The organism is Burkholderia sp. RS01 (assembly GCF_039748055.1).
Lineage (GTDB): Bacteria > Actinomycetota > Actinomycetes > Actinomycetales > Micrococcaceae > Arthrobacter.
On the sequence record NZ_JBDLAK010000012.1, the window covers coordinates 78646 to 98775 of the forward strand.

General features: G+C 66.4%; 18 protein-coding genes. 6 read left to right on the plus strand and 12 right to left on the minus strand.

Annotated features, from left to right (window positions below; all coding sequences use genetic code 11):
• Nucleotides 1-179 precede the first annotated feature (179 nt).
• Nucleotides 180-644, minus strand: coding sequence for a DUF4383 domain-containing protein (locus tag ABFP37_RS12855; RefSeq protein WP_347033802.1), 465 nt, complete (start codon nt 642-644; stop codon nt 180-182).
• Nucleotides 645-672: 28 nt separating this feature from the next.
• Nucleotides 673-1095 (minus strand): hypothetical protein, encoded by a 423-nt coding sequence (locus tag ABFP37_RS12860; protein ID WP_347033803.1) that lies wholly within the window; start codon nt 1093-1095, stop codon nt 673-675.
• 554 nt (nt 1096-1649) lie between these two features.
• Here ABFP37_RS12860 and ABFP37_RS12865 point away from each other — a divergent pair.
• On the plus strand, nt 1650-3065 hold the full coding sequence (locus tag ABFP37_RS12865; protein ID WP_347033804.1) for an extracellular solute-binding protein: 1416 nt from the start codon (nt 1650-1652) through the stop codon (nt 3063-3065).
• Nucleotides 3066-3134: 69 nt separating this feature from the next.
• Here the strand turns inward: ABFP37_RS12865 and ABFP37_RS12870 are convergent, their stop codons facing one another.
• The 3 genes from ABFP37_RS12870 to ABFP37_RS12880 all read right to left on the minus strand — a co-directional run bounded on the left by ABFP37_RS12870 (nt 3135) and on the right by ABFP37_RS12880 (nt 6870).
• Nucleotides 3135-4118, minus strand: a complete 984-nt coding sequence (locus tag ABFP37_RS12870; protein ID WP_347033805.1) for an ADP/ATP-dependent (S)-NAD(P)H-hydrate dehydratase — start codon at nt 4116-4118, stop codon at nt 3135-3137.
• On the minus strand, nt 4102-4923 hold the full coding sequence (locus ABFP37_RS12875; protein WP_347033806.1) for a histidine phosphatase family protein: 822 nt from the start codon (nt 4921-4923) through the stop codon (nt 4102-4104). Before ABFP37_RS12875 ends, ABFP37_RS12870 begins: the two co-directional genes overlap by 17 nt.
• A 1146-nt stretch (nt 4924-6069) precedes the next feature.
• Complete coding sequence (locus tag ABFP37_RS12880) at nt 6070-6870, minus strand: glycoside hydrolase family 16 protein (protein ID WP_347033807.1); 801 nt, start codon at nt 6868-6870, stop codon at nt 6070-6072.
• 650 nt (nt 6871-7520) lie between these two features.
• Between ABFP37_RS12880 and ABFP37_RS12885 the strand changes: the two genes are divergently transcribed.
• Nucleotides 7521-8810 carry a multicopper oxidase domain-containing protein gene (locus ABFP37_RS12885; RefSeq protein WP_347033808.1) on the plus strand — a complete coding sequence of 430 codons (1290 nt, stop codon included), beginning with the start codon at nt 7521-7523 and terminating at the stop codon, nt 8808-8810.
• A gap of 279 nt (nt 8811-9089) precedes the next feature.
• On the opposite strand, the gene ABFP37_RS12890 is transcribed toward ABFP37_RS12885, so the two are convergent.
• The 4 genes from ABFP37_RS12890 to ABFP37_RS12905 form a co-directional block, all read right to left on the minus strand.
• Nucleotides 9090-10595 carry an FAD-dependent monooxygenase gene (locus tag ABFP37_RS12890; RefSeq protein WP_347033809.1) on the minus strand — a complete coding sequence of 502 codons (1506 nt, stop codon included), beginning with the start codon at nt 10593-10595 and terminating at the stop codon, nt 9090-9092.
• A 168-nt stretch (nt 10596-10763) separates the two neighbouring features.
• On the minus strand, nt 10764-11771 hold the full coding sequence (gene trxB / locus ABFP37_RS12895; protein ID WP_347033810.1) for a thioredoxin-disulfide reductase: 1008 nt from the start codon (nt 11769-11771) through the stop codon (nt 10764-10766).
• Nucleotides 11772-11908: 137 nt separating this feature from the next.
• Nucleotides 11909-12259, minus strand: coding sequence for a metalloregulator ArsR/SmtB family transcription factor (locus ABFP37_RS12900; RefSeq protein WP_347033811.1), 351 nt, complete (start codon nt 12257-12259; stop codon nt 11909-11911).
• Nucleotides 12260-12339: 80 nt separating this feature from the next.
• Nucleotides 12340-13080 carry an MIP/aquaporin family protein gene (locus ABFP37_RS12905; protein WP_347033812.1) on the minus strand — a complete coding sequence of 247 codons (741 nt, stop codon included), beginning with the start codon at nt 13078-13080 and terminating at the stop codon, nt 12340-12342.
• Nucleotides 13081-13126: 46 nt separating this feature from the next.
• Between ABFP37_RS12905 and ABFP37_RS12910 the strand changes: the two genes are divergently transcribed.
• From ABFP37_RS12910 to ABFP37_RS12925, 4 genes are all read left to right on the plus strand, one after another.
• The gene (locus tag ABFP37_RS12910) at nt 13127-13801 is read left to right on the plus strand and encodes a helix-turn-helix domain-containing protein (RefSeq protein WP_347033813.1); all 675 of its coding nucleotides are present in this window, start codon (nt 13127-13129) and stop codon (nt 13799-13801) included.
• 151 nt (nt 13802-13952) lie between these two features.
• Nucleotides 13953-14375, plus strand: coding sequence for an arsenate reductase ArsC (locus ABFP37_RS12915; protein WP_347033814.1), 423 nt, complete (start codon nt 13953-13955; stop codon nt 14373-14375).
• Nucleotides 14376-14395: 20 nt separating this feature from the next.
• Entirely contained in the window at nt 14396-15784 is a 1389-nt protein-coding gene (locus ABFP37_RS12920; protein ID WP_347033815.1) for an FAD-dependent oxidoreductase, read from the plus strand.
• A gap of 90 nt (nt 15785-15874) precedes the next feature.
• Complete coding sequence (locus ABFP37_RS12925) at nt 15875-16309, plus strand: low molecular weight phosphatase family protein (RefSeq protein ID WP_078028733.1); 435 nt, start codon at nt 15875-15877, stop codon at nt 16307-16309.
• A 223-nt stretch (nt 16310-16532) separates the two neighbouring features.
• On the opposite strand, the gene ABFP37_RS12930 is transcribed toward ABFP37_RS12925, so the two are convergent.
• The 3 genes from ABFP37_RS12930 to ABFP37_RS12940 all read right to left on the minus strand — a co-directional run bounded on the left by ABFP37_RS12930 (nt 16533) and on the right by ABFP37_RS12940 (nt 19993).
• Nucleotides 16533-17165, minus strand: a complete 633-nt coding sequence (locus tag ABFP37_RS12930) for a DUF305 domain-containing protein (protein WP_347033816.1) — start codon at nt 17163-17165, stop codon at nt 16533-16535.
• Nucleotides 17166-17302: 137 nt separating this feature from the next.
• Entirely contained in the window at nt 17303-17791 is a 489-nt protein-coding gene (locus ABFP37_RS12935; RefSeq protein WP_347033817.1) for a hypothetical protein, read from the minus strand.
• A gap of 93 nt (nt 17792-17884) precedes the next feature.
• Nucleotides 17885-19993, minus strand: a complete 2109-nt coding sequence (locus tag ABFP37_RS12940) for a copper-translocating P-type ATPase (RefSeq protein WP_347033818.1) — start codon at nt 19991-19993, stop codon at nt 17885-17887.
• Between the last annotated feature and the right edge of the window lie 137 nt (nt 19994-20130).

Consider the following 20130-nt stretch of genomic DNA (forward strand, 5'->3'; position numbering starts at 1 on the left):
GAGCTGCAGTAGCAGTTAGTCCTGCTGGGTGCTGATATGCGGTCATCGTCTGCCACTCCCCGGCTTCGCGCTTCAACGCCCCTTGTCAGGGGCTGAGGTGCCGGCCGGACCGTGGGCGGTTCGCTGAACCGACGGCATCAGGATAGCCCCGGGCGGCACCCCGGCAAAAGGGCAAACGTTCAGTGCCCGGTCACTGGTCCGCGCACGGTGGAGCTTTGGCGGGACAGAAGCAGCGCCGCAGCGATCATGCCGACGCCCAACAGGAAATGGAGCCAGTTGTCCGCGGTGTTGACCGGGACAAAGTTGGCCGCCGTCTCGTGGCCGATCAGCAAGCCGTAAATCCACAGGACCAAGTAGACGATTCCGCCGTACAGGAGGAAGTTCTTTGCCTGCCCAGCAGTGCGGCCCATGAGGATGCCGGCCACGCCGAAGAGCATGTGGACGATGTTGTGCAGGATGGAAACCTGGAAGACGCCCAGAAGCATTGCTTCGGACAAATGCCCGGCCAAGCCCAGCGAACCGTAGTTGGTGGTTATTCCGGGGATGAAACCAAGGATGCCAACGAGCAGGAATACTGCCCCGACAGCCTGGGACGCCAGCTGCATGCGGGACCTTGCACCAGCCGTGTGATGGGTAGTAGCCATTTTGCCCTCTCCTTTGTTGTTGGCCGGATCAGTCCGGCACTTCCATCTGGAACCCGCAGCCGCAGCGCAGCAGCCGTGTGGGTAGATGGACATCGTGAATGGTGTGGTGCCGGGCCAGCTCATGGCCGTAGATGCTGCTGGTTCCGGAGCTCACGGAGACCATCGGGGTTGCGCAGTGGAAGTATTCACCGCCGAACTGCAGGACGCCGATCACCTGGCCGTGGCGGTTCAGGACGGCGGCGACGTCGTGGACGTTTGCCGGGTGGGCATAGAAGAAGTCGCATTCAACGCACGTGTAGGACACATCCACCAGGCCTTCTTGCGGCGGATGCAAGGCCTCAATGGATTCGACGATCAGATGTTCGTCCGTCCGGCATTCGGGGCACCATAAACGATCACCGGACGGGCGGTGCGCCCCGCCTGGGAGGTGCGCGTTGGAGATGGTCGACATCGACGGGCTCCTATTATTTGGGCGTCTTTGCCCCGACTTTTTGAGGTCAATCCCACGCTTAAAATAACCCCGGCCCGCCCGGCAAACAAGAGCCGCCGGCCCCTTGCTGAAGCCCGGAAATCCAGGGCCGGCGCCGGCCGCCGGGGCGCCGGCAATCCCGGAAAAAATGCTTGCGAACAGTTCATTCCGGTGCTATAAAAAATTTATACCAGCGGGCATAGATCAGCTGGTATGGAACGGGAGGTTCCGAACTTTCAAGTTGGCTGCCACATGGGGCGGTTAGCCCGGGAGCACGCCACCGCGCTTGATAGCGCATCGGCAGCAATGTCCGGAAGCCTCCCGCCAGGACGGCCCGCCGGCCATAGGGCCGGGGGCCGTCCCTATGCCCAGCCCTCTCGCCGATGTCACCCGCGTCTGCGGCTGATCGCGTCCTACTACTGACACTCTTCGCTAATTTGGATACGCTGGAGGCAGGTCTCCGGGCTGCAGAGAGGTCACAGATAGTCGACTTTGCTGCACCTGTTCTGCGGGCACGTCCAGGCAGGAGCAACCAAGTGAATGGGACGAGGCGCCGGGCCAAGGCCGGATTCGCTTCTGCAATTTCGCTGGTGGCAGCCTTGATGGTGGGTTGTACGCCAAACGAGGGGCGGCAGCCTAACCCCGGTGAGAATGAACCTCACGTCATCACCGTCTGGACCACGGAAACGCTTCCGGACCGCATGGCCAAGTCCCGTGCAATCGTCGAACGCTTCACCGCCGCCACGGGCGTGACCGTGGACCTTGTGGGAATACCCGCACACCGGTTCAAGCAGATGGTGGCCTCATCGGCGGCCTCGGGCGACCTCCCTGACGTGATCGGTTCCATTTCGCTGGGCCAGGTCCGGACCCTGGCCGCCAGCGGCCTGGTGAATGCCGATCTCAATGCCAGCGTCATCCTCGCCCTGGGCGAGCACACGTGGTCCCCGCGTGCGCTGGAACTGACCAGGGAAGGCGGCAAGCAGCTGTCCGTTCCCGATTCCTCCTGGCAGCACCTCCTGTACTACCGGAAGGACCTGTTCGCCCAGGCGGGGCTGGCGGCACCCAAGACGTACGCAGACATCATGGCGGCCGCAAAGAAGCTTGACACCCCCCAAATGGCGGGCTTCGTCGCAGCCAACAAACCCGGCCAGGCATTCACCCAGCAGTCCTTCGAGCACATCGCGCAGGGAAACGGCTGCGAAATGGTCAACGCCAAGAACGGCATCACATTCGAGAGTCCACAATGCGTGGCTGCGCTCGCGTTCTACCGCGACATACTGAAGAACTACTCCGGGCCCGGGCTCCAGGACATTGACACGGTCCGGACCGCGTACTTCTCCGGCAAGGCAGCGATGGCCGTCTGGCCCACGATGATGCTGGACGAATTGGCGGGACTCCGCACCGACGCCAAACCCAGTTGCCCGGAGTGCACGTCAGATCCCGGCTTCCTGGCCAGGAACACCGGAGTGGTGGCCGGCATCCTCGGTCCAAGTGGCAAGCAGCCGGCCCAGTTCGGCGAGATCACGTCCTGGACCATCACCAAAGACTCGGACGCGGATCCCGCCCGCCGGTTCGTGGAATACGTCATGAGCGACGGGTACGCTGACTGGCTCGCGATCGTCCCGGAGGAGCGCCTTCCGGTCCGTGCCGGCAGCCCCGGCAAGCCTGCTGAATTCACCGACGCGTGGAAGACCATGCCGGTGGGGATCGGCAAACAGGAACCGCTGGGCAAGTTCTACTCGCAGGACGTGCTTGCCGTGCTGCTGCAGGGTGCCGAAGAGGTCAGGCACTGGGGCATCATCCAGGGCCAAGGCGATCTTGCCGGCGCCGCGCTGACGGAACTGCCCATCGCCAAGGCAGTCGGCGACGTCACGACCGGCAGAGCCGAGCCCAAGGCGGCGGCGCAAAAGGCCGCAGCATCCCTGCGCTCGATTCTCGGCTCCGTGAAGTGATCGTTCCGTGAAGTGATCCGTGAGGCGATGGGCCTCGACCCGCCCGGTGCCGTGCCCTCCGGGAAACTCCTAGGTATTCAGTTCCATCATGAGCGGCGGCAGCTCATCGGCCAGTTCCCGTGCCAGGAAGCCGACGCTGCCCAACCTGCTCGCGAGCCGGTCCGCCGCGGCGGCATGAAGGTGGCTGCCCCAGCAGGCGGCCTGCGCGTCGGTGGTGCCCCGGGCCCGGAGCCCGGCGATGGTCCCGGCCAGGATGTCGCCGCTTCCTGACGTTCCGAGGCCGCCGTATCCGGTGGTGATCTCCCAGCGGTCCGCACCTTCGGGCGCATCCCCGCCCGGGGGACGCGCGATCACGCCCTGGCAGCTCACCACGGCACGGTACTTCTCCGCTATTTCGACGACGTCGGCGGCAAGGTTGTCGGTGTCCCGCCCCAGCAGGATCCCGGCTTCGTTGGGGTTCGGTGTGAGGATCAGGCGCCCCGCCCACGGTTCCAGCTCGTCCAGCAGCTGGGGGAGGCAGCCCAGCGCATAGGCGTCGAGGATCACCGTGGCATGGCCGCCCTTGCCGCCACCTGAGCCGCGTCCCGAGCGAGGCCCCGCGTCCCGCTCCGCTTCCCGCCGAAGGAGTTCGCGCAGCAGCGCCTCGGTCTCGTCGATGTCGTCCAGGCCAGGCCCGATCAGCACCGCGTCCGCCGACTCCAGGTCCTCAGCCACGGCCTTCAGCCCGGACGCACCCACCGACCCGCCGGCGGATTCGGGCAGCCCGACCACTCCGGCCTCGGGCAGCGTAACGGCCAGCTGCACCGCCACGGACTCCGCCACGGCCAGGGTGAGCCGGCCCGCTCCCGCCCGGAGCACCGCCGTTCCCGCCAGCAATGCCGCACCCGGAGTGCGCCTGGCCCCGCCGATCACCAGCACCGCGCCGCGGGAATACTTGTCCGCGCCAGCGGAGGGGAGCGGCCAACCGCGGAGCAGCGCCGGCGTGATCTGTGCCGGCGTGATCTGTGCCGGCGTGCTCTGGCCGGGCGAAGCGGACTCAGCGCGGGTGGACACTGGCATCCCCCGCGTGCTCGGTCACCTCGACGCCCTGCTGCGTGAGGTGCTCGGCCACGTTGAAGCTCTCCAGCGTCCACGGGCCCACGCCGTCCGGCCGCACGTACCGGGTGACGGACGCGTTGAGGACAGTGGTGCTCGCCGCGAGGTCCAGGAGTTCGTGCTCGGACATGCCTTCCAGGACGTAGCGGAACAGCAGCACCACGGCATCGTGGCAGACCAGCATCACGCGGTGGCCGCTGCCCAGCGCGTTCAGTTCGCCGAGCACGGACCGCAGCCGCAGCGCCACGTCCGCCCAGGATTCCCCGCCCGGCGGGCGGTAGTAGAACTTACCCAGCCACCGCCGTCGTTCTGCTTCTTCCGGCAGCCGGTTCTCCACGCCGAGGCGGGTCAGCATGTCCAGAATGCCCAGTTCGCGGTCGCGGAGCCGCTCGTCGGTGCGGACGGCAACGGGCCAGCTCGCCGTGCCGACGGCGATTTCGGCCGTCTGGTAGGCGCGCATGTAGGGCGAGGAAATCACGACGTCGGGACGCAGGTCTTCGGGGACGTCCGCCAGCGCCCGGCCCAGGGCCTGGACCTGTTCGCGCCCTGTGGAGGACAGCTCGACGTCGGCATCGCGGGCGGGGACATCGATCACGTCCGCTCGGGAATCCTGGGCGGCCGTGGCGGCCACATTGCCCTGGCTCTCGCCGTGCCGGACCAGGATGAGTTCCACCGCCCCCGCAGTCCAGCCGGCAGGCACGGTTCCGTCATTTACCGCCGTGCCGTTGATTGCCCTGCCGTTGACTGCTCCGTCATTGCCCACGATTTCCACTCCCCGTTGCCCTAGGCGTGCGAATGCTCCACGTTACTAGCGCCGTACCCGCCCGGCCAGCAAAATATGCCGGCGGACTGAAATGTGGGCCGGAAGAATGCACGGTGATTGACCGGCTTTGAGCAACCGGCCCGAAGGCCAAGGGGGCAATTTCGGGGCGGCCAGCCCCACCTTAGGCCACGCGCCTTGTACCAATGTGTGGATTTCTGGAGTCCAAGGTGATGCGGCTGATACCAACCAGAAATCGCCGGAGCCGGCGCCGGATCCCGCAACCGGCACCGGTGGTGTTTCGGCAGATGAATGCACAAACCGCCAGGATTTACAGAGGTCTCCGATGCAAGGGTCCGCCTCGTGCGGCGGGTCCAGAGGATACCCGTTGCCCCCTTGGGGCAACGGGCAACGGGTATGGACACCCCGGGTAGGGGTCGCTGCGGCCGCCTCGTGTAAGGCGAACCGCTCAGCTGCACTGACCAAGCCGAGTACGGCTCGGGGCCGGACGTTGATTTCATCCGGCGCGAGTCGGGCATCGGATTCTTCGACCGCGCTGAAGTCCGCTCCCTCTGCACAAATCCGGTGGTTGCCTCAGGGGTTTGCCGGGGCCGTTCTGGGGTCGCGGCTACCGGGCGAGGCGTAATTAGCAGGATGTCCACCGTGCGGAGCCGGCACATGCGACCGCGCCGGACTGGACGTCCAACGGGATGGGGGATCCGGTGGTCCGCTATTACCGGCCTCGTCCAAGCCTGGCTTCGGACCGGTCCTGACCGCCGAATTCCTAGGCGCCACCGGCGGAGACCCGATCGTCTTCGAAACCACGAACCGGTTCGCTGGCGTCGTCTGCTGCAGGACTTCTATCTCCGCGCTCTCGGTGGTGAAAAGCTGCGTCGCCTCACGTGGCTATGACGACCGCAAACGCGGCGATGGCAAGCCCACATTCAAGCGCTGCCGTCCCTGGCCCAGGGCCGAGTGAACGTCCTCCGGGCAGTGCTCCGTGACGGGCACTTACTACGGTCCGGTTCCGAGCACGGGAGCGCAGCTGGCTGCCTGAGCCGCTGCCCGGACAGCTTATTCAACTCATCTCCGCCCAACTAATCCACCGAACCTACCGGCCAAGACAAGACCCGGCTTTGCCACTCGGTGTCATTTGTATACGCGGACCCAGTCGACCTGCATCCAACTTGGCTTGGTGGGCTTTCCGGTCGGGAACCAGTCGAGTTGGAGGGTTTGGTGCATTCCGACCGGCGGCAGGTGTGCCCGGTTGGTGTCCGTGAACCATAGGGCGCCGTCAATGTATCCGGTGATACTGGTCGAGGTCCACTGCACGGCGTAGTTGTGCCATTGGGTGGTGTCGATTTTCCGTTCAGCCCGGGTCTGATAGCTCTGCAGTCCGGCACACGCGTAGTGCAGGGCGAACTTGATCAGGGTGGTGTCGGTGAGGGATTCGCCGTAATCGACCTCCGCACAGTTTGGGGAGCTGTTGCCGTTGGGCCACAGGAGCAGCACGGGGTGGTATTTCGGGTCCCGCACGCTGGTTCTCATCCGGGTTTCCCATCGGCCGTATTTTTGCTGGGCGAACTTTGCCGCCATCCCGCCCGTCGCGCCGTAGGCGTTCCCGCTGACGGTGGCCACGCCGTTGGCCACATTCCACGCCTTCGGGCTGCGAATACCTTTGCCCGCGTGGCCGGCGCCGTCGTAAACCTTCCATTTCCGGGGATTGGGTGCCCCGGTGTAGGAAAACTCGTCACCTGCCTTCACCGGGCCCCATCCCCGGAGGACTGCGGCCTGGACGTTGTTGGGGGCCGCGGTCACGGCCAGTTCCCTGTGCAGTGCCGGCACTTGCACCTGCACGGGCGCGGACAGGGGTCCGTTGAAGCTTCCTGAGGCGAGGGTCAACACGGCTGCGGCAATGGCAGCCGCGGGCAGCGTTCGCATCAACAGCATGAGGTCTCCTCTGCCCTACATATTCCTCCGCCGTCGGGCTGTTGTAACCGGAGTGCATGGACCGTTTGGGTGGCCGGATCCGGCGATACCTGAAGGAATGCTACCGGGTCCGGCCGTCCCGCCCCGCAAGGGGACGGTGCGCGGGCCGTCCGCTTCGGGGATGGGGTCACTCTGGCAGGGCTGCCTTGAGGAAACCAAGGACCCATCCGAGACAGGTTGCCTCAGGCCACCAATTTGGGGGGTCCGCCAGGTGGTTTCCTAAGAGCATGCTTCTGCTTCTTTCACCGCGCCGAGATGAACGGCGTTTAGGCAACATAGATGTCGTGACGGGTTAGAAGACAACGCTTGGCGCGGTCGGGAAGGCCTGGCGTGCAACGGTCACCTAATCGAGCGTTTACAGGACAGAGGAGGAATCCGTGCCCGTCGGATACCTGCCCGGTGAGAAGAAGACATCCGTGCCGATGCAGGCTGTCGGGGAACTTGCCTTGGAAGAACCTGCGGGTCTTCCAGCAGGCGCCCCACCCGGGTGGTGACCGCCCCGCCCGTCTGAGCTCCCCAAGGAATTCACAACTGGGCGGCCTTAGCGTGCTCCCATTCGGGCGAGGCCAAATCCGGCCAGCCAAAATTCAACGTTCAAGGGGAGGAACGCCATGGGTAACCATGAGTTTGTTTTGAAGGGGCGCGCGGGCTTCTTGTCCGTCTCGCCCTGGTGGGGTCTCATGATCATCGTGCTGGCGATTCTGGCCGTGCTGGCGCCAGGGTTCTACGGCTCCGGGACAGCGGCCGTGAAAGCCAATGCCGCCAGCAACTACGTGCCGCGGACCCGCACGTACTACATCGCGGCCAACGAGGTGGAGTGGAACTACGCGCCCACCGGCAAGAACCAGATCACGGGTGAGCCCTTCGACGAGGCCGCGCAGGTCTTCACGAAGCAGGGGCCGCAGCGGATCGGAAGCACCTACATCAAGTCGCTGTACCAGGAGTACATCGACTCGTCGTTCAAGACCCTCAAGCCGCGTACCGCGGCCGAGGAGCACCTGGGTTTCCAGGGGCCGGTGATCCGCGGCGTCGTCGGGGACACCATCAAGGTGGTCTTCAAGAACAACCTGGACCGGCCGGCGTCGGTCCATGTCCATGGCGTGTTCTACGACAAGAGCAGCGAAGGCGCGCCGTACAACGACGGCACTGGCGGGGCCGCGAAAGGCGACGACGGCGTGGCACCCGGCAGCACCTACACCTACAGCTACGAGGTGCCCGAGCGCGCCGGACCCGGACCCATGGACGGCAGTTCCGTGATGTGGATGTACCACTCCCACACCGACGAGGTGGCGGACGACTACTCCGGCCTGGTGGGCCCCATGGTGATCACCAAGGCCAGCGCCGCCCGCGACGACGGAACCCCGAGCGACGTGGACCGCGAGTTCTTCCTCCAGTTCAAGGTCAGCAACGAGAACGCCAGCCCCTACCTGCAGCGCAACATCGACAAGTTCGCCGGCAAGCCTCCTACGGTCAAGGCCGACGACGAGGCCTTCGGCGAGAGCAACCTGATGCACTCCATCAACGGCTACGTCTACGGCAACCAGCCGCTGGAGTCGATGACCATGCGCAAAGGCGAACACGTGCGCTGGTACCTGATGGGCATGGGCACCGAGGTCGACCTGCACACGCCGCACTGGCACGGCAACACCGTGACGGCGCTGGGGATGCGCACCGACGTCGTCAACCTCCTGCCCGCCAGCATGGTGGTGGCGGATATGGTGCCGGACGACGTGGGAACCTGGCTCTTCCACTGCCACGTCAACGACCACATCAGCGCCGGCATGCTCACCCGCTACCGCGTGCTGAACGCCGACGGTTCGGAACCCAGCGCCACCGGAATCCAAAACAGCACAGCCGCCGCCCAGGGCAGCACGGTCCAGGCCTCGCACGCGGGTCACTAGCCCCGTCGATGTCACACCAGTCGCCGCCTGTCCGCGCAGCCTATCCTGGGCGCGGACAGGCGCACGCCCCGCTTCGCTGGTCCGGCCGTTACCCCTACGTGTAAACGTCGAGGACGGGCTCATTCACCGCCGGCACAACGGAGCCGGTATCGGATCCGCACCGATGCCTGCCGTCCTCCGGGCCGGGGGTTCTGCCTCCGTCGGGGGAACTCTCCTCGTCATTGGTGGCTCCGCGCCGCGTCTGCATTCTTCCATCGCGGGGTAACTGAAGCCGGTGCCCTACGCCGCGGCAGGCGGTCCGAACCAGGTGGTCACCGCGTCGGCGAGCCCTGCCTCGGCCCGGTCTCCCACCCAGGCCACGTATCCGTCGGGCCGGACCAGCACGGCTGTGGGGGCAGCGACCTCCCCGAGTGCCGGAAGCTCCCACGTACCGGTGTATTGCGCGTCCACCAACTGGACCCTGTCGGGCCGCGGAGCGGGGCCGAAGCCGCCCGGCTCACCGAAGTTCAGCAGGACCGGCCGTGCATCGTGCAGCAGGGTGAAGACCCGTCGCGGACCGCCGGCAGTGACGACGTCTAGATCGGGCATGCGGCGTCCCAGCAGCGGGTGCCCCTCGCCGAGATCGTAGTGGATGTCCAGGCCGGACTGCATCGCGGCGAACCGTTTGCGCGGCTCGTCCATGCCGAGCAGCTCGGAGACGGTCTCGGCCGCGGCCTTGGCACGGTCATCCGGACGCCCAAGCGCGACCTGCGCCATGGTGTTGCGCAGCACGCGGGCAGCAACTGGGTGGCGCTCCGCATGGTAGGTATCCAGGAGGCTCTCCGGTGATGTTTCCTTGATGACCTGGGCGAGCTTCCATCCCAGATTCACGGCGTCCTGCACGCCGGTGTTGAGGCCCTGTCCGCCCACCGGGTAGTGTACGTGCGCGGCGTCGCCTGCCAGGAAGACACGCCTGTCGCGGTAGGCGGCAGCCTGCCGCGACATATCGGTGAACCTGGAGATCCAGATGGGGCTGTGGATCCCGTAATCGGTGCCGTATACGGCGACGAGCGCTTCGCTGAGGTCGCGCAGGGTGGGTTCGCGTGTGGCCCCGACGTGCTCTTCGGTCACCATGACCCCAAGCGGACCCCCGTCCTTGTATATGACCTCGCCGTTGCGGATCTCGTACTCCAACCTGCCGAACGAATGGACGCCAAAAGCGTTGCGATGCATGCCCAATTCCGGCTCCTCGGCGGCCTCTACCTGGGCGATCAGGCTGCTCGTCGTCGGATCCCAGCCGGGAAAATCGATGCCGGCCGCTTTGCGGACCAGGCTGCGGCCGCCGTCGCATCCGACGAGATATTGCGCCCGCAGCGACCTGCCGTCGGACAGCTCGACGTCGACGCCGGCGCGGTCCTGCGCGAAACTGGTCACATCATGGCCGTAGTGGATCGGAACCGCCAGCTCGCGGACCCAGCCGGCGAGGATGCGCTCGATGTGGTTCTGCCACAGCCCCAGCCCGTACGGGTGGCGGGTAGGAAAGTCGCTGATGTCCAGGCGGGTGGAGGCGAACCCCGCGACCTGGGCCACCTGTCCCTCCGAGAGGAACCGATCGGCAATCCCCCGCTGATCGAGGACCTCGATGGTGCGCGAGTGCAGGCCCCCTGCGCGGGAGCCGGCGAGGTCCTGGCTGGTCCGCCGCTCGACAATGACGGCAGCGACGCCCGCCAGCGCCAGCTCGGCCGCCAGCATCAGCCCTGTCGGGCCACCTCCGGCGATCACCACCGCATGCTCGGTCACACTCATTCTGCTGTTCCCCTTCCCTAGCTTCTGGCCTCCGGCGAGTATGCGCCACGACCCGGGGCTTGCCGCAAGCCCCCGTGCGGGGCATAGATTGGAAATGGAAGGGATTTCAAGCATGACGACGGCGGTCCCGCACCCCGCGCTTTCGAGGTTGGTTGGGGGGCGAGGGGCTTAGGCGTGGGTGGGTTCCTCCACCAGGGCCGTGGCGATGCTGTCGGCGTCGTCCAGCGCGGCGAGGTACCGTTCGGCGTCCAGGGCCGCGGCGCAGCCGGTGCCCGCGGCGGTGATGGCCTGGCGGTAGCGGTGGTCCACGGCGTCGCCGCACGCGAACACCCCGGACAGGTTGGTGCACGTGGTGGGTGAATCAACCTTGATGTAGCCCTCGGCGTCCAGCTCCACCTGCCCCACCACCAGCTCGGTGCGCGGCACGTGCCCGATGGCCACGAAGATGCCGGTGGCCGGCTGATGGCGGGTGTCGCCGGTGCGGGTGTCCTTGAGCGTGACGCCGGTGACCTTGCCGTTGCCGTGGATCTCGGAGACGGCCGAGTTCCACGCGAAACTGATCTTGGGGTTGTCCTTGGCGCGCTGGGCCATGATCCGGGAGGCGCGGAGCTCGCCCTTGCGGACGACGACGGTCACGGACTTCCCGAAGCGGGTCAGGAAGGTGGCCTCCTCCATCGCGGAATCGCCGCCGCCCACCACGATGATGTCCTGGTCGCGGAAGAAGAAACCGTCGCAGGTGGCGCACCAGGAGACGCCGTGGCCGCTGAACTTCTTCTCCTCGGTCAGGCCGAGTTCCTTGTACGCGGAGCCGGTGGCGAGGATGACGGCCGGGGCCTGGTGCACGTCGCCGCCGCCGGTGACCACGCGCTTAAGGTGCCCGGCCAGCGTCACCTCCGTGACGTCGTCGAACACCACCTTGGCGCCGAAACGTTCCGCCTGCTGCTGCAGGCCGTCCATGAGCTCGGGCCCCTGGATGCCCTCCGGGAAGCCGGGGAAGTTTTCGACGTCGGTGGTGTTCATCAGGGCGCCGCCGGCGGTAACGGACCCGGCCAGCACCAGCGGTTCCAGGCCGGCGCGGGCGGCGTAAATTGCGGCGGTGTAGCCGGCAGGGCCGGACCCGATGATGATCAGCTGCTCGGTGGTGATGTTCTCCGGCTTGGCGTTCTTGGAACTCACGGGTGGCTCCGTTTCCTCAGACTCGTTGGGCATGGCAATTTGTGGGCTGGCATTTACTGAGAGCCGCATAAACAAGTGCAACAAGCGCGGGGTTTTCAATCAAGGTTTGCACGTGACCAGGGTGCGTTCCGGCCCAGTCACAGGGTGGCCAGGAGTGCGGCCGTCTGTTCCAGGGCGCCGGGGACCAGGGAGTAATAGGCCCACGTGCCACGCTTTTCGCGGTGCAGCAGACCTGCATCGACCAGGATCTTCAGGTGGTGGGAGACGGTGGGCTGGCCCAGGTCCAGGGGTTCGGTCAGGTCGCACACGCAGGATTCACCGGAGGCCTCGGCCTTGACGATGGAAAGCAGCCGCAGCCGGTTCGGATCGGCCAGCGCCTTGAAGACCACGGCTTTCTGCTTCGCCTCCTCAGCGCCGAGGCCAGGCATTCCCGCCGGAGCGCAGCACGCTTCATCCGTGGCCGGCTCAAGTACAGGCAACGATTTCATGTACCCATTATGCCCCAACATTGACAATCATCAATGTATGAGCGGCGCACGTCTCGTCCCGCCCCGGGTGCGGCCGAACGCTATGGCCTGGCCGTTTCGGAACTGCGCGGCAGAACGGCGTCGTCCGCCGTGCGGCCGGCGAAGGGGAACAGAATGTTGAGGAGGCCAAGGCCTGCTGCCGCGCCGATCAGCTGGGCGATCACGAAGCCGGGAACGGACGCCGGGGCGATGCCGGCAAAGGTGTCGCTGAAAATGCGGCCGACTGTCACGGCCGGGTTCGCGAACGAGGTCGAGGACGTGAACCAGTACGCGGCTCCGATGTAAGCGCCCACTGCCGGAGCTGCGAGGACGCCCCGCTTGGTGGCCGCCAGGGCAAAGATCAGCAGGATGAGCCCGGCCGTCGCGATGACCTCCCCCAGCAGATGCCCCGTGGTTGCGCGCTCCTTCGCGGAGATGGAGGTTCCCACCTCAAACATGGCGTTCGCGACCACACTGCCGCCGATTGCACCCACGGTCTGCGCAACGATGTACGTGCCAAGCTCCGGCAGGGTCAGTCCGGAGCCGCTGCGCAGGCCCAGGATCCAGTCGGCGAGGGACACCACGGGATTGAAGTGGGCGCCGCTCACCGGTCCGAGCACCAGGATCAGGACCGTCAGACCCAGCACCGTCGCCGTGCTGTTCTGGAGCAGCTGCAGGCCAACGTCATTGGGGGAAAGCTGCTGGGCGGCGATCCCGGAGCCGACGACGATCATCACGAGCAGGCTGGTGCCGAGCAGTTCGGCGACTGCGCGGCGCCACAGCGGCGGTTGTTGAGAAGTCATACCAACAGCTTGACGCAAAGATATTTACTCAGTCAAAATTGAATCAATGAATACTGACCCAGTTGAAATCTTCCGGGTGCGGGTCGCCAAGCATGCAGCCCTCGCGGATCCTGCGCGACTGCGAATCGTGGACCTGCTGACCCTGGGAGACTTTTCCCCCACGGAGTTGCAGGCCGAACTCGGGATGCCGTCAAACCTGCTGTCCCACCACCTGCGCACCCTGGAAGGCGCGGGCCTGACCACCCGCCACCGTTCTGAAGCGGATAAGCGCCGCAGCTACATCCGGCTCGCCGCAGGAGCGTTGGAAGGACTGGCTCCCGGCCGCGAACACGGAGCCCGCCGCATCCTCTTCGTCTGCACCCGGAACAGCGCCCGGTCCCAGCTGGCCACCGCACTCTGGAACCAGGTCAGCGAAATCCCCTCGACCTCGGCGGGTACGCACCCCGCGGACCGCATCGCCCCAGGCGCCATTGATGTGGCCCGCCGCCATGGCGTCGCTCTTGCGGACCTTCCCCCGCGCCGGCTGGATGGGGTGGCGCATGATGAAGACTTCGTCGTGACCGTGTGCGACAACGCCCACGAGGAAATCCCCAACCTGGGAGGGGTCCACTGGTCCGTTCCGGATCCGCTCCGGCTGAACACCGAGGACGCCTTCGAGGGCGCCTTTACTGACATCGCCCGCCGCATCAGCGACCTTGCACCCCGCCTGCACGCCGCCTAAAACCCGGAAACCCGCAATATTGACAAGTGTCGATCTTTGTCCGATACTGCATGCATCGACAATCATCAATGTCCAGTCAGTAAAAGTTGTGCGGGAACGATGACCTCATCAAAGCCGATCCACACCTAACTGAGTCCAGGAGAAACCCCCCGTGAGCACCGAAACCGCCAAGAAGCCCTCCGTCCTGTTCGTCTGCGTCCACAACGCCGGCCGCTCACAGATGGCCGCCGCCTTCCTGACCACGCTGGCCAAGGGTGAAATCGAAGTCCGCTCCGCCGGCTCCCGGCCCGCCGACAGGGTCAACCTGGCCGCCGTCGAGGCCATGGCCGAGCTCGGCATCGACATGTCCTCCGAGATCCCGAAGGTCCTCACCACCGAGGCTGTCAAGGAATCGGACGTGGTCATCACCATGGGCTGCGGCGATGAGTGCCCGTACTTCCCCGGCAAGCGCTACGAGGACTGGGTCCTGGAAGATCCGGCCGGCCAGGGCGTGGACGCTGTCCGCCCGATCCGCGACGAGATCAAGACCCGCATCGAGGGCCTGATCGCTTCCCTAACCCCCGCCGCCAAATAACCCCGCCCGGACACCACACCATGGATTCAGCGAAGAACCTTCCCGTCGCCGTCATCGGAGCCGGCCCCGTGGGTCTCGCCGCCGCGGCGCACCTGATCGAACGCGGCCTGGAACCGTTGATCTTCGAAGCAGGCCCGACGGCGGGCGCGGCCATCGAGCAGTGGCGCCACATCCGGCTGTTCTCACCATGGCGGTTCAACACCGACGCCGCCGCCGTCCGCCTGCTCGAAGCCTCCGGCTGGGAATCGCCCCGGCCCACGGCCCTGCCCTATGGCGGGGAACTCATCGACGACTATCTGACCCCGCTGGCCGCGCTGCCGGAGATTGCTTCCCGGCTGCAGACCGCCGCCCGCGTCGTCGCAGTGACCCGGCTGGGGCTGGATAAGACCCATGTCCGCAACCGCGACGCCATACCCTTCGTCGTCCGGGTCGAGCACGAAGGCGGCGAAACCCGCGACCACACCGTGGCCGGGGTCATTGACGCCTCCGGCACCTGGTCCATCCGCAACCCGTTGGGTACCTCAGGGCTGCCGGCCATCGGCGAAGACACGGCCGTTGACCGGATCTCCGCACCGCTGCCCGACGTCACCGGCCGCGACCGCACAGCCTTCGCCGGGCGCCGAATCCTGGTCGTCGGCGCCGGCCACTCTGCCGCCCACACCCTCATCAGCCTCGCCGACCTGGCCAAGGAAGAACCGGACACCCGGATTCTTTTGGCGGTCCGCGGTGCCTCCGCCGAGAAGGTCTACGGCGGCGGCGGCACCGACGGGCTTCCCGCCCGCGGCCAGCTCGGTGCCCGCCTGCGCCGTCTCGTCGAGGCAGGCACCATCGAACTGCACACCGGCTTCGGCATCAGCTCGCTGAAATCCCTCGACTCGCAGGTGACCGTCGAATCCGTGGACGGCCGCATCCTGGAGGCCGACATCGTGGTGCCCTGCACCGGCTTCCGGCCCGATCTGGACATCCTGCGTGAACTCCGCCTCAACCTTGACCCTGCTGTCGAGGCTCCGGTGGAGCTTGGGCCGCTGATTGACCCTGAATTCCACTCCTGCGGCACCGTCCCTCCGCACGGTGCGAAGGTCCTGGCCCACCCGGACAAGGACTTCTACATCGTGGGCATGAAGTCCTATGGCCGTGCCCCGACGTTCCTGCTGGCCACCGGCTACGAACAGGTCCGTTCCGTCGTCGCCGCCCTGGCGGGAGACCGTGAAGCCGCGGACACCGTCCACCTCGAACTCCCCGAAACCGGCGTCTGCTCCACCGACGCCGGCACCAGCTGCGACGTCCCCGCCACCGCCGGGACTGCGACGTCCGCGGCCTCCACGGAGAGCGGCTGCTGCGGCACACCCGAACCGGTGCTCGTCGGTTTCCCCACAGGACTGACCCACGGCCGCTCCGGCATCAACTAGGAATCCAGCCTATAAACCCCATCGGTGGAGTGCTGCCAAGTCCCCGGTTGACCCACTAACAGCCGACCCACTCACAAAGGAAACACACTCATGACCCAGGAAACACCCGACGCCCAGAAGACACCGACCGTGCTTTTCGTCTGCAGCAAGAACGGCGGCAAGTCCCAGCTCGCCGCCGGCCTCATGAACCAGCTCGCGGGCGGGGCCGTCACGGTCTATTCCGCGGGCACCAAACCGGGCAAGTCCCTCAATCCCCAGGCCGTGGAGTCCCTGACCGAGCTCGGCATCGACATCACCGGCGAACACCCCAAGCCCGTGACCGGCGAGATCCTGGACGCCGTGGACGCCGTCATCATCCTGGGCACCGAAGCGAAGCTCGAACCTCACGACGGCACCCGCTTCGAGGTCTGGGAAACGGACGAACCGTCGGAACGCGGCATCGAAGGCATGGAACGCATGCGTCTGGTCCGGGACGACATCAGTGCCCGAGTCCATAAGCTCTACGCGGAGCTCACCGGGAACTAGGCATGCCCGCCCCGCGGTATCCGCCCGTCAGGAGCCTGGACGCGTCACGCATGTCAGGAGGCGTCGGAGGGCCGGAAGGTGGCGCAGGCCATCACGGCTGCGAACCGGGATGGGGTTTTGGATGAGAGACGCATGAAAGCTCCGCGGGATCGAAGGACGGAAATGGGTGTAGCAGGCACCGCCCCGCCGCAAGGGGCGGCGGGGCGGTGCCCGAACGTGCTGGCTAGAGGGCGGCCAGCAGTTTCTGCATTTCCTGGATTTCGGCTTCCTGCGCGCTGACGATGTCCTTGCTGAGTCTCACCGCGTCCGTGTTCTTGCCGGCGGTGTTCTCGGTTTTGGCCATCATGATCGCGCCTTCGTGGTGGGCGATCATCTGCTTCAGGAAGAGCCGGGCTGCTTCCGTGCCCTGGGCGGCGTCGAGCATCTTCATGTCTCCATCGCCCATCATCCCGTTCATCCCGTTCATGCTGTGGCCGGAGGGCCCCGTCATGGGTTCGTTCCAGCCTTTCAGCCAGCCGGTCATCATGTCGATTTCGGGTCCCTGGGCCGCCTTGATCTTGGTGGCAAGTGTGGTCGCTTCGGCCGGAATGTCCTGCTTCTTGAGCATCGTCTCGCTCATCTGAACGGCCTGGGCGTGGTGCGGGATCATCATCTGGACGAACGTGACGTCCGCGGCGTTGTGTTCCGCGGCCGAAGCGGGGGCAGTGGTGGAGGGCGCGCTGGAGGAGGAGCTGCCTTGGTCCGTGCCGGGCGTGGACGTGCCGGAGGATCCGGCTCCGGAGCCGCTGGCGCAGCCGGCCAGGGCCAGTGCTGCGGCGATGGCAGTGGCGGAAAGGGGGAAAAGTTTCTTGTTCATGGGAAATCAGGTCCTTCAAAGATCAGTCGGCGCATGGCGCCGCACGGGAGTGTATCAGCGGATGCGGTCAGGCAGCCCAACAGGCGCCTCAGTAAGGGGGGTGCGCCGGAAGTGGTTGTTCCCGGCGGACGGCTCTTTTACGTCCTGCTGATGGACAGCTCACCCGGTGAAGGACTGCCGGGAAGGTAGGAATAGGACCGGGGCACCGCCCCGGGTGCTGTGGCGTTGGAAACGGTGCCGAACACCGCGGTGCCCGGCAGCGGGGCGGACAGCGACCCGGTCTTCCCCAGCGGGGTGCAGGACACCGTCATCGTTGGCATGCCCGCGCAGCTATCGGAGCACGAGCAATGCTCCGCGATGACGCCGGGAGCATTGTGCCCGTCCGACGAAAGACGGGCCGGGGACGCCTCAGCGACCTCGTCCTCCGGATGGCCATGGGCCGCTGCGGATTCTGCATGCTCCATTGCGGCGTCCGCGGCGGCGGTGAGGGCGGCCGGGGCGTGAATGCTGTGAGTGCCCGTGAGGACGTGCATGCCCAGGATCCCGGCGAGGACGGCCAGGAGGCCTGCCAGAAGGCCAGCGCGGTGGAGGGCCGCCGACACGGCGTTCCGGTGGGATGCGGTCATGAGGTTCCTCCTTCCGTTCGGGCTGCGATGTCTAGGCTACCGGGCGTGAACCGGTGGTGTTCCGGTATTCCCGGTCGTTTGGCGCCTTCCGGGTCAACGAACCTCGGCGGGGTTCAGTTTCACCCGGCGCAGCAGTTGGGCGTTCAGGGCCACCACAATGGTGGAGGCGGACATCAGGACCGCGCCGGCGGCCGGGGAGAGCACGACGCCGGCGAAGGCGAGCACCCCGGCGGCCAGCGGGACGGAGATGATGTTGTAGCCGGTGGCCCACACGAGGTTCTGCCACATCTTCCGGTAGCTGGCCCGGGACAGATCGACCATCGACAGGACCGCACGGGGATCGTTGCCTGCCAGGACCACACCGGCTGACTCCATTGCGACGTCGGTACCGGCGCCGATGGCGATGCCCACTTCGGCCCTTGCCAGGGCCGGGGAGTCATTCACGCCGTCACCAACCATGGCCACCTTCAGACCCCGGGCCTGAAGCTCGGCCACCTTTTTGTCCTTGTCGGCCGGAAGGACCTCGGCGAAGACCTCATCGATGTTCAGTTCCCCCGCCACGGCCGCGGCGACCTGGCGGGCGTCACCGGTGATCATCGCGACCTTGATGCCCCGGCGCTGAAGGGCGGCGACGGCCTGCCTGGACTCCTCACGCACCGCGTCCTCGAGGCTGACGGCGCCGAGGATCCGGGTCCCGTCCACGATGTGCAGCACGGCCGCGCCGCGCTCCATCCAACCCCGGCTGGTGGCTGCCAGGGCTTCAGGTTCTGCCAGGCCGATTTCCTTGAGGAGGGCGGGGCCGCCGATCTGGATGATGCGGCCGTCGATCGCGGCGCGCGCGCCCCGGCCGGTCATGGAGCTGAAGCCCGATGCTCGGGGGATGGCGAGGCCATGCAGGCGCGCTGCACGGACGATGGCCCGCGCCACGGGGTGCTCGCTGTCCGCTTCCACGGCGGCGGCCAGGGCGAGCAGTTCGTCCTGGCTCACGCCCTCGGCCGTGGCGACATCCTTGAGTTCGGGTTCGCCTTTGGTCAGGGTGCCTGTCTTGTCGAACAGTACGACGCCGACGGTGCGCATGCGCTCCAGTGCCATCCGGTTCTTGATCAGCACCCCGGTGCGGGCGGCCTGCTCGGTGGAGATCGCGATCACGAGCGGGATGGCCAGGCCCAAGGCGTGCGGGCAGGCGATCACCAGCACCGTCACGGTGCGCGTCACCGCCTCGGGAACATTCCCCAGCAGGGTCCAGACGATAAAGGTGATGACCCCGGCGCCCGCGGCGAAATAGAACAGGAAGGCCGCGGCCCGGTCGGCCAGGGCCTGCGCCCTGGAGGAGGACGCCTGGGCCTCCGCGACGAGGCGCTGGATGCCGGCCAGGGCGGTGTCGTCCCCGACGGCGGTGACGCGGACTCTGACGGTGTTGTCGGTGGCTACCGTTCCGGCAACGACGGCGTCGCCGGCGGACCGGAGCACGGTCTTGGATTCGCCGGTGATCATGGATTCGTCGAACTCGGCCTGCCCATCGATGACGGTGCCGTCTGCCGGCATCCGTGCCCCGGAACGGACCAGGACCACGTCCCCGGCGCGGAGGTCGGAGAGGCTCACGGTCTCGGTTCCGATATCGGTGATGCGTTCCGCCTCGTCCGGCAGCAGGGCCGCGAGAGCGTCGAGGGCTCCCTGGGCGGAGCCGAGGGCGCGCATCTCGATCCAGTGGCCCAGCAGCATGATGGCTATCAGCAGGGCCAGTTCCCACCAGAAATCCAGGTCGAAGCCGCCGATTCCCAGGCTGGTGACCCAGGAGGCGACGAAGGCGACGCTGATCGCCATGCCGATCAGCAGCATCATGCCCGGTTGCCGGGACTTCAGTTCCTTCAGGCCGCCCTTGAGGAACGGCATGCCTCCGTAGAAGAAGATGATGGTTCCCAGGACCGGGGGGATCCAGGCCGACCCGGGGAAGTCGGGCGGCATATAGCCAAGCAGATGCGCGAACATCGGGCTGAAGTAGACCACAGGCACCGACAGCGCCAGGGTCAGCCAGAACCGGTCCTTGAACATGGCCGTGCTGTGCCCGGCGTGCTGGCCGTGGGTGTGGACGACGTGGTCATCGTCGGGGCCGTGTCCTTCATGGTGGCCGCCATGGGCGGGAGCAGTGGCGATAGCCGAGGCAGCCACGGGGAGTTCTTTACGGGATTCGGTTTCGCGCATGTCAGTTCCATTCATTCGAAACGGTTCGATAAGCGCTGGGGTTGAACGGCTGTGACGGCGGTGCAGCAGCACCGGCCTGGACATACCACTTCACTGACAACACCAGAAATATACCCCTGGGGGGTATGTAAGTCAAG

What these genes read in the sequence shown, in the direction of transcription:
- ABFP37_RS12920 (WP_347033815.1), top strand. Translation starts at nt 14,396, where the DNA reads ATGGATTCAGCGAAGAACCTTCCCGTCGCCGTCATCGGAGCCGGCCCC.
- ABFP37_RS12910 (WP_347033813.1), top strand. Translation starts at nt 13,127, where the DNA reads ATGAATACTGACCCAGTTGAAATCTTCCGGGTGCGGGTCGCCAAGCAT.
- ABFP37_RS12890 (WP_347033809.1), bottom strand. Translation starts at nt 10,595, where the DNA reads ATGAGTGTGACCGAGCATGCGGTGGTGATCGCCGGAGGTGGCCCGACA.
- ABFP37_RS12935 (WP_347033817.1), bottom strand. Translation starts at nt 17,791, where the DNA reads ATGACCGCATCCCACCGGAACGCCGTGTCGGCGGCCCTCCACCGCGCT.
- ABFP37_RS12905 (WP_347033812.1), bottom strand. Translation starts at nt 13,080, where the DNA reads ATGACTTCTCAACAACCGCCGCTGTGGCGCCGCGCAGTCGCCGAACTG.
- ABFP37_RS12885 (WP_347033808.1), top strand. Translation starts at nt 7,521, where the DNA reads ATGGGTAACCATGAGTTTGTTTTGAAGGGGCGCGCGGGCTTCTTGTCC.
- ABFP37_RS12860 (WP_347033803.1), bottom strand. Translation starts at nt 1,095, where the DNA reads ATGTCGACCATCTCCAACGCGCACCTCCCAGGCGGGGCGCACCGCCCG.
- ABFP37_RS12900 (WP_347033811.1), bottom strand. Translation starts at nt 12,259, where the DNA reads ATGAAATCGTTGCCTGTACTTGAGCCGGCCACGGATGAAGCGTGCTGC.
- ABFP37_RS12855 (WP_347033802.1), bottom strand. Translation starts at nt 644, where the DNA reads ATGGCTACTACCCATCACACGGCTGGTGCAAGGTCCCGCATGCAGCTG.
- ABFP37_RS12930 (WP_347033816.1), bottom strand. Translation starts at nt 17,165, where the DNA reads ATGAACAAGAAACTTTTCCCCCTTTCCGCCACTGCCATCGCCGCAGCA.
- ABFP37_RS12925 (WP_078028733.1), top strand. Translation starts at nt 15,875, where the DNA reads ATGACCCAGGAAACACCCGACGCCCAGAAGACACCGACCGTGCTTTTC.
- ABFP37_RS12880 (WP_347033807.1), bottom strand. Translation starts at nt 6,870, where the DNA reads ATGCTGTTGATGCGAACGCTGCCCGCGGCTGCCATTGCCGCAGCCGTG.
- ABFP37_RS12940 (WP_347033818.1), bottom strand. Translation starts at nt 19,993, where the DNA reads ATGCGCGAAACCGAATCCCGTAAAGAACTCCCCGTGGCTGCCTCGGCT.